This window comes from Microbacterium sp. UBA3486, assembly GCF_002377845.1.
GTDB lineage: Bacteria > Actinomycetota > Actinomycetes > Actinomycetales > Microbacteriaceae > Microbacterium > Microbacterium maritypicum_A.
In genome coordinates, this window is record NZ_DFQP01000010.1 from 1 (window position 1) to 13,392 (window position 13,392).

The following is a 13,392-nucleotide window of genomic DNA, read 5'->3' on the forward strand; positions in this document are numbered from 1 at the left end:
GCCCAGCGGCCGTTGCCGTCCATGACGATGGCCACGTGCTCCGGCACGGCCCGGAACGCGGGGGGATGCACGCCGGTCCAGTCCAGCGGGCGATAGGCCACGGCGTCCTTGTGCGTGTACGGCTTCGGGCTCACCGTTCTCCTTCCGAAGGGATGTCGGACACGTGGGCGAGGGAGCGGATCCCGCGTTCCAGATGCCATTGAGCGTAGGCGGAGACCAGGCCGGACGCGGCGGCCGTGTCGGCGGGCGAAGACGCGTCGATGACGTCCCACTCCCCGGCGATCAGCGCCCGGAGCAGCGACAGGGTCTTCTCGGCGACGCGGGGGCTCCCGGCAGGGGCGCAGTTCTGGCAGACCAGCCCACCCAGCTGCGCGACGAACCGGGAGTGCGGACCCGGGGTGCCGCAGCGCGCACATTCGTCGAGGGAGGGCGCCCATCCGGAGAGGGACATCACCCGCAGCAGATACGAGTCGAGGATGCTCCGGGCGACATGCTCTCCGCGGGACAGCGCACGCAGCCCGCCGACGAGGAGCAGGTACTGATCGGGCGTCGCCTCCGAGTCGCTCAGGCGATCGGCCGTCTCGACCATCGCGTTGGCCGCCGTGAACCGGTCGTAGTGCGCGGCGATGTCCGTTCCGTAGGAACCGAGCGACTCGGCCTGCTGCACGATGTCGAGCGAGCGGCCTTGATACAGCTGCACGTCGGCGACCATGAACGGCTCGAGTCTGGCCCCGAACTTCGACGAGGTCCGGCGCACGCCCTTCGCGACCGCGCGAACCTTGCCATGACGCCGCGAGAGCATGATGACGATGCGATCCGCCTCACCGAGCTTGTGGGTGCGCAGGATCACCGCTTCGTCTCGATAGGTGGGCACCCTCCGATTATCCTCCGTGCGCGAGAATGGAGGCGTGACCGAACCGCTCTTCACCATTCCGCTGTGGGCGGACCTCCTCGGCGTCGGCCTCGGTGGCGTCCAGGGCGCGATGTTCGCATCGGGGTTCCAGGGGCAGCGTCGACTCGACTGGCTCGGCGTCTCGATCATCGGCATCATGATCGGGATGGGTGGCGGTCTCATCCGCGACATCCTGCTGGGGCAGACGCCCGCCACCCTGCAGAATCAGTGGTATCTCGTCACCGCCGGCGGGGCAGCCCTGCTCGGCATGCTGCTCGCGGGCCTCTTCACCCGGCTGAACACCGTGATCGTGGTCCTCGATGCCGTGGTGATCGGCATGTTCGGCGCCTTCGGGACGAGCAAGGCCCTCGCATTCGGGATCCCCGAAGTCCCGGCCGTCTTCATCGGCGTCTGCGCCGCGGTCGGTGGCAGCGTGCTCCGCGACATGCTCATGGGGCTTCCGACCGCGATCATGCACGTCGGCTCGCTCTACGCGGTCGCCGCGGGGGCAGGATGCACCTTCATCGTGATCGCCGTCGCCCTCGGGATGCCGATCACTCTCGCGGCGGTCATCGGCATCGCCGTCACCGCCATCATCCGGGTCCTCGCCGTCACGTTCGACGTCTCGCTGCCCGAGCAGCGGCGCATCTACCGCCGCAAGGTGGCCGCAGAGACCGGCGCGATCGCGATCGTCAAGCCCAGCGCCGACCTCTGAGAAGCAGCACGACACGCTCTCAGCGCGGCGAGGAATCCGAGACGATGCCGGCGAGCCCGTCGATCACCCGTGCCACACCGAAGTCCCATGCGATGTCGGCGTCGTAGGGGCCGTCCATCGCTTCGCCGGCTGCCTGACCGACCGCCTGGGCGAGGGGGAAGTCCGCCCCGAGATATCCCGTCACGCGCGGCGCGGCCTCGGCCCAGAACGGTCCGAAGCGCTCCCGCGCTGCACTCCCGCGCATTCTCGCCGCCGTCGCCCTCACGAAGTCGAGGACGAAGGACAACGCCGCGTCACGCTCGACAGCAGACAGTCCGGCGTCGTCGAATGCCCGCAGCTCGCGGTCGTATTTCGCTATCGTTCCCGGACCCACGACGACTCGAGCATCATCGATGTCCAGCAACCATGCATGGGCGCGGAACAGGGCGAGATTCTCATCGGCCACGCGACGCACGCGGGCTCGCCACCCCGCTCCGTCCGCCGGCGACGTCACCATCCTCGCGTGCGCCTCGTCGACCATCAGGACGAGCAGGTCCGCCCGACTGTTGACGTGCGTGTAGACGGACATCGCCGTGAGGTCGAGCGACTGCGCCAGCGCACGGATCGTCATCGCCTCGGTCCCACCGGCGTCCGCGAGTTCGATCGCCCCGGACACCACGGCGTCCACGGATACGCGAGAACGGGGCCCGCGACGGCCGTCCGCTCGCTCGGACGCGTCCTTGCGCCAGAGCAGGTCCACGAGATTCTTGGCCATTTCGGAATACCCTCCCGCGTCGACGACTTAACTCTGTACGTTGTACGTAGTTTATGACAGGAGAACCGTGAACATCACTCAGACCGCCATCTCGCTCAACGTTCCCGACGTCGCCGCCTCGGCGTCCTTCGCCAAGACCCACTTCGGCTTCGAGGAGGCGATGTCCGCCGAGGGCTTCGTCTCCCTGCAGCACCCGGACTCGCCACCGAACATCATCTTCCTCGAGACCGGACTGAGCACGTTCCGCCCGCAGGAGATCTCCGGCTCCGCAGGGGAAGGCACCCTGGTCGTGTTCGTCGTCGACGACATCGACCGGGAGTTCGCGCGCATGTCCGACGCCGGAGCGCGGGTCATCACTCCCCCGGAGACCGAGCCGTGGGGTGAGCGCTACTGCCAGTTCGCCGATCCGAACGGTCTCGTCTGGCAGCTGGTGCAATGGGTCGCATAGCCCCCTGACCAGAGGTGCACACACAGACGAGGGCGGCCGGGATCCTCGGGGATTCCGGCCGCCGTCGTCGAGACGCATCGATCAGACCGCCGCGAGCTCCTGCTGACGCGTGCGGATCGAACGGTTCACACCCGACACGATCGCCTTGAGGGACGCGGTCGAGATGTCGCCGTCGATGCCGACGCCCCACAGACGCTGATCGCCGACCTGCAGCTCGACGTAGGCTGCCGCCTGCGCGTCGCCACCGGCGCTGAGCGCATGCTCGACGTAGTCGTACACCGTGATGTCGAAGCCCTGCCCACGCAGCACCTCGACGAATGCGGCGACAGGCCCGTTGCCGTTGCCGGTGACGGACACCTGCTGATCGTCGTCGCGCAGGACCACGTCGAGGGCGACGTCGCCGGACATGTCGCTGCGGGTCTGCGTGGCGAGGAGCTCGAAGCGTCCCCACTTCGCCGCCGTGTCGACCGCCGGAAGGTACTCGTCGTTGAAGATCGACCAGATCTGCTCGCTCGTGACCTCTCCGCCCTCGGCATCCGTCTTCGCCTGCACGACGCCCGAGAACTCGATCTGGAGCTTGCGGGGCAGGTCGATCGCGTGGTCGGCCTTCAGCAGGTAGGCGACACCGCCCTTGCCGGACTGCGAATTCACGCGGATGACGGCCTCGTAGGAGCGACCGAGGTCCTTCGGGTCGACGGGCAGGTACGGTACGGCCCACTCGATGTCGTCGACCGTAACACCCTCGGCCTCGGCACGCACGGCCATGGCTTCGAAGCCCTTCTTGATCGCGTCCTGATGCGATCCGCTGAAAGCGGTGAAGACGAGGTCGCCCGCCCACGGGCTGCGCTCCGGCACCGGCAGCTGGTTGCAGTACTCGACCGTGCGCTTGACCTGGTCGATGTCGCTGAAGTCGATCTGCGGGTCGATACCCTGCGTGAAGAGGTTGATGCCCAGCGCGACGATGTCGACGTTGCCGGTGCGCTCGCCGTTGCCGAACAGGCATCCCTCGATGCGATCGGCGCCGGCCATGTAGCCGAGCTCGGCTGCGGCGATCGCGGTACCGCGGTCGTTGTGCGGGTGCAGCGACAGGATCACGTTCTCGCGGTGCGCGAGGTGACGGCTCATCCACTCGATCGAATCGGCGTAGACATTGGGCGAGGCCATCTCGACCGTGGCGGGCAGGTTGATGATCACCTTGCGGTCGGGAGTGGGCTCGAAGACCTCGATCACCTGGTTGCAGATGTCGACGGCGAACTCGAGCTCGGTGCCGGTGTAGCTCTCGGGCGAGTACTCGTAGTAGACCTTCGTGTCGGGGATGGTCTTCTCGAACTGCCGGCACAGGCGCGCCCCCTCGAGCGCGATGTCGATGATGCCCTGCCTGTCGGTGCGGAAGACGACCTCGCGCTGCAGCACGCTCGTCGAGTTGTACAGGTGAACGATGGCCTGCTTGGCACCGGCGATCGACTCATAGGTACGCGCGATGAGGTGCTCACGCGCCTGCGTCAGCACCTGGATGGTGACGTCGTCCGGGATCAGGTCCTCTTCGATGAGCTGACGGACGAAGTCGAAGTCGGTCTGGCTCGCCGAGGGGAAGCCGACCTCGATCTCCTTGTAGCCCATGCTCACGAGCAGCTCGAACATGACGCGTTTGCGCTCGGGCGACATCGGATCGATGAGCGCCTGATTGCCGTCACGCAGGTCGACCGCGCACCAGCGAGGGGCCTCGGTGATGCGGGCATCGGGCCAGGTACGGTCGGGCAGGTGGACGTTGATCTGCTCGTGGAACGGCCGGTACTTGTGAATCGGCATAGCGGACGGGCGCTGAGTGTTCTGCATGATGGGGCTTCTTCTCTTCGTCAAGATGAACGGGCCAACACAAGCGCCGCGACGAGGAAGGCCCTAGCTTTAGGACTCGTCGCGGCAGCTAAGAAGAAGCAGACCGCCGAAAGGCATGAGGTCATGCTAGCAGGGATGCCATCGCGGTATCGACGTGCCTGAGACGATCCGGATCCCACCGACACTCGTCGGTATGAGCACATCGCAGCGTCGCCTGTCCATCGCCGCCGCCTCAGGCGTCGGCCTCCTGTTCCTGAGCGCATGCACGACGGGCCCCGGGACCTCGCCGGCTCCGACAAGCACGACGGCGTCGTCCGAGCAGCGCATCGAGGACGCCCGGCCCGATCTCCCCGAAGGGCGCGTGATCGGGGTGGGTACGGTGCTGGACGTGGGTGGCGACGTGCAGCTGTGCATGGGAGCGATCATGGAGTCGTCTCCTCCGCAATGCGACGGCGTCCCCGTCGACGGCTGGTCCTGGGACGACGTGGAGGGTCGCGAGTCCAGCGGGGAGACGACGTGGGGTGCATACGCCGTGTATGCCACCTACGACGGCGAGCGACTCACGAACACCGATCCGCCGATCATGCTCGCACTCTTCGACCCGATCGCCCCGGAGGATCCGACGGACGGTGTCGACGGCACGACGCCGCCCGGAGAACTCAGCCGCATCCAGGACGACATCTCGGCCCGCCTCGGCGATGAAGCGGTCACGCTCCGCACCGATCGCGGTTACGTGTGGCTCGATGTCGTCTGGGATGACGGGACGATCCAGGACATGGCGGATGCGGAGTACGGAGAGGGTGTCGTGATCGTGACGTCCGCGCTCCGGGAGATCGACTGAGCGCGGGCAGACCGCCCGGCTAGGGGATCAGAGCGATCTTGCCGCCGGGATGGCCGGTGGCGAGAAGCCGATGCGCCGCCGGTGCGTCGGCCAGGGGGAACGTTCGGGCCAGAGGGACCACGAGATCGCCGTTCTGTGCCAGCGCGACCAACTCTCCCCGCACCTCGTCGCGGAAGCGGGCGCTCTGAGGCATCGACCCGGCAATGAAGAGGATGCCGTCATCCTCCGCGCGACCCGCGGCGGCGATCGTGACGATCCGTCGACGGTCGGCGACGAGTTCGAGGGACGCGTCCATGGCTTCCCGAGTTCCCGCCGTGTCCAAAGCCGCAGCGATCGGAACATCCGCAAGGTCGCGGACTCGGCCGGAGAGCCCGGGGCCGTACTCCACAGGGACGCCCCCGAACCTTCGGACTTCGCCGAAGCGGGCTGGGCTCGCCGTTCCGATGACGCGGATGCCGCGGAGCCGCGCCTGCTGCAGCACGCTCACACCGACGGCGCCGGAAGCGCCGTGGAGAAGGATCGTCTCCCCTGGTGCCGCAGCGGTGACGGCGAGCATCTCTGCGGCCGTGGTGCCGACGAGCAGCAGATTCGCGGCCTCGGGATGCGTGAGCGTCGACGGCTTGGCGAACACCTTCTCGGCGGGCACGATGATCTCGGTCGCGTAGCCACCGCGCACGCGGAAGGCGATGACCTCGTCGCCGATGTCGACGGCCCCCGAGCCGGTCCGGCTGTCCGCGCCGATGGCCGAGATCTCCCCCGAGACCTCATACCCGATCGGGACGGGCAGCTCGATGCCCGTGCGGGGGGCCGCGACATGCTTCGCGTCTGCGGGGTTCACCCCCGCGGCGAGGACACGGATCGTGACCTCGCCCGGTTCGGGAGTGCGCAGCTCATGCTCGACGAACGCCCAGGTCTCGGGCGGGCCCCACACCGGCGCGGTCCACTGCCACGTGCGGAGCGGATCAGTCGAGGCCACGGTGCGCGACGGTTCTCAGAGGACGCAACGCAGGTTCGTGACGGTGCCCGACACGTTCGACCAGTTGCCCGCGTAGATGGTGGCGAGAACCGACGTTCCGTTTCGCGCCTGCATGTAGCCGGAGGTCCGTGCATTCGCCGCTGACCTGGTCACGAAGCTCGCAGGCACGGCGTTGACGCTGCACGAGCTGAAGCTCAGGATGCTCCCGCCGAGAGAGGCGAGACTGAATGCGCAGGTCTTGCCGGTCGCGCAGCCGCCGACTGTGCGCGCGGAGATGCTGGACGCGCCGACGATCTGCAGCTCCATGCCGAGATCGGGCCACACCGCTCGCGTCGCATCGATGACGATGCCGCCCGGCACCTCTTCGAGCATGGCGGCGACGGCAGGGTCGACCTCACGATCGCTCGGGTCTGCGGCCATCGCCGGAGTCGCTCCGAAGGCGACGAGCAGCCCGAGGACGATCGCCGCGAGAGCAGTCGAGCGCCTCATCGGAACACATCCTCCTCCACGTCCCACATCTGATACGAGATGATCGAGCCTGCCGCGAAGAGCTCGTCGGCGATCAGAACGGTACGCTCCACTCCGACGATCCTCCCCGTGTCGCGGGACACCAGGACCACGTCGCTCACCGCCCCGTCGGGCGACTGCACACGGATACCGTCGACGGGTCGCCCCAGCCGATCCGTCGTCGTTCCGAGCGCCTGACCGCCGCCGGCTTCCTCGAGCAGGAGGAGCAGCTCGCGGTGCTGCACATTCGTCAACGTCCATTGGCCGAGGACGGAGGTGAATGCGGTCTCCACATCGAATGCCGTCGGTTCGTCCGGCAGTCCGAACGCACGGAGGATCGCCACCATGTCGTCGTGCGTCTCGCCGGGCACAGCGGTCCAGGGAGTGGTGAAGTCCCCCGGTGCCATCACCAGATCGTTGACCACTGTTCCGCTGCTGGTGACCTCCGCGGCATTGCTCGCCGCCGCATCCGAGGGATCGTACGGAACACCGTCGATGGTGGTCGCACGTCCGGAACCGTCCGGTTCCCACGTGAGCGTCGAAAGCTGGGGAACGACGATCGTGGTCTTCGAATCGACCTCGACGTTGAACCCCCAGGAGGCGGTCCTGACCGATCGCACCGGCTCACCGGGACCGGGGCTCTCGGCGAGGCTCGCTTCGGCCCCGTCGACGACCTGAGCGACAGTGACCGAGCCGTCGAACTCGAGCGGTGACGGCATCCCGGCCACCGCCGCCCCCTGCGGGGAGAACACGGCGAAGGCCAGAGCCGTCGAGGCTGCGACCGCGGTCAGGCCGGAAGCCCAGCCGAGTGCACGCCGACGGCGACGCCTCGGTGCGGTGCTCGTGCGGAGGATGCGGTCGCGAGTCGCGAGGGCCCGCGCGTCGGGCGCAGCGTCTCGCGGAGTCGGTGCGGGATCGGCATCGCTCAGCATCCGTTCGAGCACGGCGTTCTCAGTCATCACCCGTCGTCCGCCCCTCCAGGCCCAGCTCCGCACACAGGCGATCCTGCGCGCGTCCCAGCGTCTTCCGCACTCGGAATTCGGAAGCGCGCAACAACTCCGCGATCTCCCCGACCGTGAGTCCGTCCCAGTACGTGAGCATGATGATACGCCTCTGACCTGGAGTGAGGACAGCCAAAGCGCGCAGGACCGCGACACGACTGTGCTGATCCGGTCCGCCTTGTTCGCCGGAGAGCCCCAGATGCACAGCATCGAGCGCCCCGTAGGGCGTGGACGCCCGGCCGGAACGAGCCCGCAGCCGCCGATCGGTCGCCCGCAACAGCCAGACACGGCTCGGCGGACGTGCAGGTCTGAGCTTGGTCCACGCGAGCAGGAACACCTCGGAGACGATCTCGGTGACCTCGTCCTCCGCGCCGACGACGCCCTCGATGTGATGCCGCACTGCTGCCCAGTGCTCATCGAACACTCGGGTGAAGACCTCGTTGCGCAGCGGATTCGGGTCTTCGCTGCGACCGCTCATGTCGCCGGGGTCGGCGGCCTTCCCGCCGCCATCGACGTGATGCCGGATGTCATCTCAGAATCCGAGCCTGCCGAGCTGCTTCGGATCGCGCTGCCATTCCTTCGCGACCTTCACATGCAGCCCGAGGAAGACGCGCGTGCCGAGCAGCTCCTCGATGCCGACGCGCGCTCGCGCCCCCACCTCGCTGAGTCGCTTGCCCTTATGCCCGATGATGATCGCCTTCTGACTGTCGCGCTCGACCACGATCGAGGCGTGCACGTCGGTGAGGTCCTTGCCCTCACGGGGCGCGATGTCGTCGATGACGACGGCGATCGAGTGCGGGAGCTCGTCACGCACCCCCTCCAGGGCGGCCTCTCGGATCATCTCGGCGATCCGATCCTCCTGCGACTCGTCCGTCGTGATGCCCTCCGGATAGAGTGCCGGCCCCTTGGGCATCAGCGTCAGGATCTCGTCCGAGAGCACGTCGAGCTGCTCGCGCGTCAGGGCGGACAGCGGGATGACCGCGGCCCAGTCCTCGCGCAGCGAATCGACCTCCAGGAGCCGCTCGGTGACCTCATCACGAGCGGCAGCGTCCATCTTCGTCACGATCGCGATCTTCTTCGCACGCGGGTAGCCATCGAGCGAGGCGGCGATCCGTCGATCCCCCGGACCGACCTTCTCGTTCGCGGGCACGCAGAAGCCGATGACGTCGACGTCGCCCAGCACCTGCTCGACGAGATCGTTCAGCCGCTCGCCGAGCAGTGTGCGCGGCTTGTGGATTCCGGGGGTGTCCACGATGACGAGCTGGCCCTCGGGACGGTTCACGATGCCGCGGATCGCCCGACGCGTGGTCTGCGGCTTCTCGCTGGTGATGGCGATCTTCTCGCCGACGAGGGCGTTCGTCAGCGTCGACTTCCCGACGTTGGGGCGTCCGACGAATGTCACGAACCCGCTTCGAGTGCCGTCAGTCATCGTCTCGATCTCCTTCATCCTGCGAAGCGTCGGGTTCCCCCGCCGCACGTTCCACGAACACCGTCGCGATACCTCTGCCACGGCCGCGCGATGCGCCACCCGTGAGAACCAAACCTTCCACGGTAGCCGTTGCACCGGGCTGCGGAACCTGTCCCAGCGCTTTGCCGAGCAGCCCACCGATCGAGTCGACATCCTCGTCCTCGAGCTCGAGACCGAAGAGATCGCCGACGTCCTCGAGCGAGAGACGGGAGCTCACGCGGTATCGTCCGTGACCGAGATCGACGAACTCCGCCGACACCTGATCGTACTCGTCCGAGATCTCGCCGACGAGTTCCTCGATCAAGTCCTCCAGCGTCACCAAGCCCGAAATCCCGCCGTGCTCGTCGATCACCAGACACACATGCACGGCGTCGCGCTTCATCTGCTGGAGGAGGGTCTCGGCGCGCATCGACTCGGGGACAAAGGTCGCCGGGCGCGCGATCGGCCGGATCGAGGCCGCGCGCCACGCGCTGTCGTCGCGATAGGCGAACTGCACGAGGTCCTTGAGATAGAGCACGCCGACGACGTCGTCCGCATCGTCATCGACGACAGGCATGCGCGACACACCGCGGTTCAGGAACAGCGACATGGCCTCATCCGTCGTCGCCGTGGCATCGACGGTCACCATCTCGGTGCGGGGCACCATCACGGCGCGGACGAACTGATCGGTGAAGTCGAACACCGAGTGGATGAGATCCCGGTCGTCCTCCTCGATGAGGTCGTTCGACGCCGCCTCGTCGACCATGCTGAGCAGCTGGTCCTCACTGGTGAAGGAGCTGCGGCCGGTACCCGGCGTGACGCGGTTGCCGAGCACGACGAGTCCCTGAGCGAGGGGGCCCAGGAAGATACGGAGTCCACGCACGACCGACGCCGTGCCGCGGATCATGCCCTCAGCGTGCTGGCGCCCGAACGAGCGCGGGCTCGCTCCCACGAGAACGAAGGTGATCGCCGTCATCAACAGGGCGGCGGCGAGCATCGCCCACCAGTTGTTCTCGATCAGGATGGTGAACGCCACCGTCACGAGCACGGCGGCTGTGACCTCCGCCAGCACGCGGATGAACGCCACGGCGTTCACGTGCGCATCGAGGTCCGCGGCGATGCGCCCCAGCGCCTTGGCCCTGCGCCCTTCCGTCGCCATGTCGGCCAGACCCGCCCGTGACGTGACCCCGTATGCCGCATCGATCGCGGACATGAGACCGCCGAAGGCCACCAGCAGCACGGCGGCGATCAGCAGGAGAGCCGCGGTCATCGCCGGCGTTCAGCTGCGGCGAAGCCCTGGATCAGTTCCTTCTGCAGCCCGAACATCTCACGCTCCTCGTCAGGTTCGGCATGATCGAATCCGAGAAGGTGGAGCAACCCGTGCGTGGTCAGCAGGATCAGCTCGTCCATCAGAGTGTGTCCTGCGGCCTGCGCCTGCGCTTCCGCGACCTGCGGGCAGAGGACGATGTCGCCGAGCAGACCGGGAGCCGTCGGGCGATCCTCGGTACCGGGGCGCAGCTCGTCCATCGGGAAGCTCAGCACGTCCGTGGGACCGGGCTCATCCATCCACTGCACGTGAAGAGCCTCCATGGCGCCCTCGTCGACGAGAACGATCGCCACCTCGGCGTCCGGGCTCACGTGGAGCTGTGCGAGGTTGAAGTCGGTGAGTCGCTGCAGCACGGTCTCATCGACGTCGATGGCCGACTCGTTGTTGATCTCGATCATGAGAGTCCTCGTTTCGGGGCGCGATCACGCGGTCCTGGTCGTTGCGCTCCTCGGCGCTCGGCACGATTGGCGAACTCGGCCGCCTGTTCGCGCTCGAACCGCTGCGCGGTGCGCTTCTCGTCGTACTCGCTGTACGCGTCGACGATGCGGCCGACCAACGAGTGGCGCACCACGTCATCGCTGGTGAGGCGGGAGAAATGGATGTCGTCGATTCCGTCGAGCACACGGGTGACCAGACGGAGACCGGATGCACCCTGCGGAAGATCGACCTGCGTGATGTCGCCGGTGACGACCATCCGCGTGCCGAAGCCGAGTCGCGTGAGGAACATCTTCATCTGCTCGGGAGTCGTGTTCTGCGCCTCATCGAGCACCACGAAGGAGTCGTTGAGGGTGCGGCCGCGCATGTAGGCGAGCGGGGCGACTTCGATCGTGCCCGTCGCCATCAGTCGCGGCACGATCTCGGGGTCCATCATCTCGTTCAGCGCGTCGTACAGCGGGCGCAGGTACGGGTCGATCTTGTCCGTGAGGGTGCCGGGGAGGAACCCGAGCCGCTCCCCCGCCTCGACGGCGGGACGGGTGAGGATGATGCGGGTCACTTCTTTGCGCTGCAGGGCCTGCACCGCCTTCGCCATCGCGAGATAGGTCTTGCCCGTGCCGGCGGGACCGATGCCGAACACGATCGTGTTCTCCTCGATCGCGTCGACGTACTCCTTCTGCCCGAGGGTCTTCGGACGGATCACCTTGCCACGGGTAGTCAGGATCGCCTCGCCCAGCACCTCGCTCGGACGCGGTCCGCCCTCCTGGCGCAGCATGCGCGCGGAGCTCGACACATCGCTCGGGGCCAGGTCGTGCCCGGCCCTCGTCATGGCGAGGAGCTCGTCGACCAGCGCTTTCGCCTTCGCGACCGCATCGGTGCTGCCGCCGAGCGTGATCTCGTTGCCGCGCACGAGCACCTGGACACCGGGGTGCTCCTTCTCGAGCATCCGCAGAAGCCGGTCCTGGGGCCCGAGCAGCTGCACCATCGCGACGCCGTCGGCGTAGATCTTCTCGACGGCCTCGGGAGGCTGACCTCCCCGGCTGCGTTCCTGGGGTTCGTGGTTCTCAGGCACCGACGCTCTTCTCGGTCAATCCGCCGCCCAGCACATGCGCGTGGACGTGGAACACGGTCTGCCCGGCGTTCGCGCCGGTGTTGAAGACGAGGCGGAAGTCGCCGTCTTCGGTGTGCTCCGCGGCGAGCTCCCCCGCGAAGGCGATCATCTCGGCCAGCAGAGTGGCATCCCCGGCAGCGAGCTCGGTCACGTCGCGGTACTCCTCGGTCTTCGGCACCACGAGCAGATGCACGGGTGCCTGCGGCGCGATGTCGCGCAGAGCGAAGAGGCGGTCGGTCTCGCCGATGATCTCGGCAGGGATCTCCCCGTTCAGAATGCGCGTGAAGATCGAGGGTTCCGTCATGCCGTCAAGTCTACTGACCACAGCGCGCTCGCAGCCCGGTGCGCGTGGGCAGGCGGGCGAGTCGCGTTCACCATCGGCCGAGTGCGACCGACAGCACGGCGATCGCGGCCGGCCCTGCCGTCGAGGTGCGCAGCACGGTGTCGCCCAGGAGCACCCGCTCGGCCCCCTCCTCCGTCAAGCGGTGGAGCTCCTCTTCGGAGATCCCGCCTTCCGGCCCAACGACGAGCACCAGGTCGCGGCCGTCCGGCACGATCTCGGACAACCGCACGGGGGCCTTCGGGTCGAGGAGCAGAACACGCTGCGAGCTGACGCGCTCGGCGAGTTGCTTCGTCGAGACCGGCGCGACCACCGCCGGGACCCACGCGCGGTGCGCCTGCTTCGCGGCCTCGCGCACGATGCTCGCCCAGCGCTCCCTCCCCTTCACCGCCTTCGGACCTTCCCAGCGCGAAACGCTGCGACTCGCCTGCCAGGGCACGATCTCGTCGACGCCGAGCTCGCACGCGGCCTGTACGGCGAGCTCATCGCGATCGCCCTTCGCGAGCGCCTGCACCAGGACGATCCGCGGACGGGGCGCGGGGCGCTCGATGCGCTCCGCGATGAGCACGTCGACGCGAGCGGGCGACACCTCCTCGGCGACACCGGCCAACCACACTCCGGCACCGTCGCCGACCGTGACGGCCTCACCGACGCGAAGCCGTCGTACGACGGCCGCGTGCTTGGCTTCGGCTCCGGTCAACGACACGATGTCGCCGACTCCGGCATCGGTCGACGACTCGACGAGGAAATGCAGGGCCATGG

The 13,392-nt window shown here is 67.7% G+C and carries 16 protein-coding genes and 1 pseudogene; 3 read left to right on the forward strand and 14 right to left on the reverse strand.

The window, feature by feature from the left end:
• Positions 1–134 (reverse strand): annotated as a pseudogene (locus B2869_RS01075) (isoprenyl transferase); the annotation flags it as partial.
• A complete protein-coding gene (gene recO / locus B2869_RS01080; RefSeq protein WP_292761698.1) occupies positions 131–874 on the reverse strand; it encodes a DNA repair protein RecO in 744 nt (247 codons plus the stop codon). The gene recO and the pseudogene B2869_RS01075, both read right to left, overlap by 4 nt.
• Positions 875–908: 34 nt before the next feature.
• Between recO and B2869_RS01085 the strand changes: the two genes are divergently transcribed.
• Complete coding sequence (locus tag B2869_RS01085) at positions 909–1,607, forward strand: trimeric intracellular cation channel family protein (protein ID WP_292761701.1); 699 nt, start codon at positions 909–911, stop codon at positions 1,605–1,607.
• 19 nt (positions 1,608–1,626) lie between these two features.
• Here B2869_RS01085 and B2869_RS01090 read toward each other — a convergent pair whose 3' ends face one another.
• On the reverse strand, positions 1,627–2,361 hold the full coding sequence (locus B2869_RS01090; protein WP_292761704.1) for a TetR/AcrR family transcriptional regulator C-terminal domain-containing protein: 735 nt from the start codon (positions 2,359–2,361) through the stop codon (positions 1,627–1,629).
• A 67-nt stretch (positions 2,362–2,428) separates the two neighbouring features.
• On the opposite strand from B2869_RS01090, the gene B2869_RS01095 reads away from it, so the two are divergent.
• The gene (locus B2869_RS01095; RefSeq protein WP_292761707.1) at positions 2,429–2,809 is read left to right on the forward strand and encodes a VOC family protein; all 381 of its coding nucleotides are present in this window, start codon (positions 2,429–2,431) and stop codon (positions 2,807–2,809) included.
• Between the two features lie 81 nt (positions 2,810–2,890).
• On the opposite strand, the gene leuA is transcribed toward B2869_RS01095, so the two are convergent.
• Positions 2,891–4,645: a 2-isopropylmalate synthase gene (gene leuA / locus B2869_RS01100; protein WP_292761710.1), complete on the reverse strand. Its 1,755-nt coding sequence runs from the start codon at positions 4,643–4,645 to the stop codon at positions 2,891–2,893.
• Between the two features lie 193 nt (positions 4,646–4,838).
• Here leuA and B2869_RS01105 point away from each other — a divergent pair, with 193 nt between their 5' ends.
• The gene (locus B2869_RS01105; RefSeq protein WP_292761712.1) at positions 4,839–5,486 is read left to right on the forward strand and encodes a hypothetical protein; all 648 of its coding nucleotides are present in this window, start codon (positions 4,839–4,841) and stop codon (positions 5,484–5,486) included.
• 19 nt (positions 5,487–5,505) lie between these two features.
• On the opposite strand, the gene B2869_RS01110 is transcribed toward B2869_RS01105, so the two are convergent.
• The 10 genes from B2869_RS01110 to B2869_RS01155 all read right to left on the reverse strand — a co-directional run bounded on the left by B2869_RS01110 (position 5,506) and on the right by B2869_RS01155 (position 13,390).
• Positions 5,506–6,462, reverse strand: a complete 957-nt coding sequence (locus B2869_RS01110; RefSeq protein ID WP_373695377.1) for an NADP-dependent oxidoreductase — start codon at positions 6,460–6,462, stop codon at positions 5,506–5,508.
• 15 nt (positions 6,463–6,477) lie between these two features.
• Positions 6,478–6,951 (reverse strand): hypothetical protein, encoded by a 474-nt coding sequence (locus B2869_RS01115; protein WP_292761714.1) that lies wholly within the window; start codon positions 6,949–6,951, stop codon positions 6,478–6,480.
• Positions 6,948–7,928 (reverse strand): hypothetical protein, encoded by a 981-nt coding sequence (locus tag B2869_RS01120; protein WP_292761717.1) that lies wholly within the window; start codon positions 7,926–7,928, stop codon positions 6,948–6,950. Before B2869_RS01120 ends, B2869_RS01115 begins: the two co-directional genes overlap by 4 nt.
• Positions 7,921–8,448, reverse strand: coding sequence for an RNA polymerase sigma factor (locus B2869_RS01125; protein WP_292761719.1), 528 nt, complete (start codon positions 8,446–8,448; stop codon positions 7,921–7,923). The genes B2869_RS01120 and B2869_RS01125 overlap by 8 nt, the downstream gene beginning before the upstream one ends.
• A 54-nt stretch (positions 8,449–8,502) precedes the next feature.
• Positions 8,503–9,399 carry a GTPase Era gene (gene era, locus B2869_RS01130; RefSeq protein WP_292761722.1) on the reverse strand — a complete coding sequence of 299 codons (897 nt, stop codon included), beginning with the start codon at positions 9,397–9,399 and terminating at the stop codon, positions 8,503–8,505.
• Positions 9,392–10,687 (reverse strand): hemolysin family protein, encoded by a 1,296-nt coding sequence (locus tag B2869_RS01135; RefSeq protein ID WP_021198571.1) that lies wholly within the window; start codon positions 10,685–10,687, stop codon positions 9,392–9,394. The genes era and B2869_RS01135 overlap by 8 nt, the downstream gene beginning before the upstream one ends.
• Positions 10,684–11,142: an rRNA maturation RNase YbeY gene (gene ybeY, locus B2869_RS01140; RefSeq protein ID WP_021198570.1), complete on the reverse strand. Its 459-nt coding sequence runs from the start codon at positions 11,140–11,142 to the stop codon at positions 10,684–10,686. Before ybeY ends, B2869_RS01135 begins: the two co-directional genes overlap by 4 nt.
• Complete coding sequence (locus B2869_RS01145; RefSeq protein WP_208323627.1) at positions 11,139–12,164, reverse strand: PhoH family protein; 1,026 nt, start codon at positions 12,162–12,164, stop codon at positions 11,139–11,141. The genes ybeY and B2869_RS01145 overlap by 4 nt, the downstream gene beginning before the upstream one ends.
• A 79-nt stretch (positions 12,165–12,243) precedes the next feature.
• Positions 12,244–12,594, reverse strand: a complete 351-nt coding sequence (locus B2869_RS01150; protein WP_029265007.1) for a histidine triad nucleotide-binding protein — start codon at positions 12,592–12,594, stop codon at positions 12,244–12,246.
• Between the two features lie 67 nt (positions 12,595–12,661).
• A complete protein-coding gene (locus B2869_RS01155) occupies positions 12,662–13,390 on the reverse strand; it encodes a 16S rRNA (uracil(1498)-N(3))-methyltransferase (protein WP_292761736.1) in 729 nt (242 codons plus the stop codon).
• Between the last annotated feature and the right edge of the window lie 2 nt (positions 13,391–13,392).

Coding starts and splice junctions, on each gene's coding strand:
- B2869_RS01120 (WP_292761717.1), bottom strand. CDS start 7,928: ATGACTGAGAACGCCGTGCTCGAACGGATGCTGAGCGATGCCGATCCC.
- B2869_RS01090 (WP_292761704.1), bottom strand. CDS start 2,361: ATGGCCAAGAATCTCGTGGACCTGCTCTGGCGCAAGGACGCGTCCGAG.
- ybeY (WP_021198570.1), bottom strand. CDS start 11,142: ATGATCGAGATCAACAACGAGTCGGCCATCGACGTCGATGAGACCGTG.
- B2869_RS01135 (WP_021198571.1), bottom strand. CDS start 10,687: ATGACCGCGGCTCTCCTGCTGATCGCCGCCGTGCTGCTGGTGGCCTTC.
- B2869_RS01150 (WP_029265007.1), bottom strand. CDS start 12,594: ATGACGGAACCCTCGATCTTCACGCGCATTCTGAACGGGGAGATCCCT.
- era (WP_292761722.1), bottom strand. CDS start 9,399: ATGACTGACGGCACTCGAAGCGGGTTCGTGACATTCGTCGGACGCCCC.
- B2869_RS01115 (WP_292761714.1), bottom strand. CDS start 6,951: ATGAGGCGCTCGACTGCTCTCGCGGCGATCGTCCTCGGGCTGCTCGTC.
- leuA (WP_292761710.1), bottom strand. CDS start 4,645: ATGCAGAACACTCAGCGCCCGTCCGCTATGCCGATTCACAAGTACCGG.
- B2869_RS01145 (WP_208323627.1), bottom strand. CDS start 12,164: ATGGTGCAGCTGCTCGGGCCCCAGGACCGGCTTCTGCGGATGCTCGAG.
- B2869_RS01105 (WP_292761712.1), top strand. CDS start 4,839: ATGAGCACATCGCAGCGTCGCCTGTCCATCGCCGCCGCCTCAGGCGTC.
- B2869_RS01125 (WP_292761719.1), bottom strand. CDS start 8,448: ATGAGCGGTCGCAGCGAAGACCCGAATCCGCTGCGCAACGAGGTCTTC.
- B2869_RS01155 (WP_292761736.1), bottom strand. CDS start 13,390: ATGGCCCTGCATTTCCTCGTCGAGTCGTCGACCGATGCCGGAGTCGGC.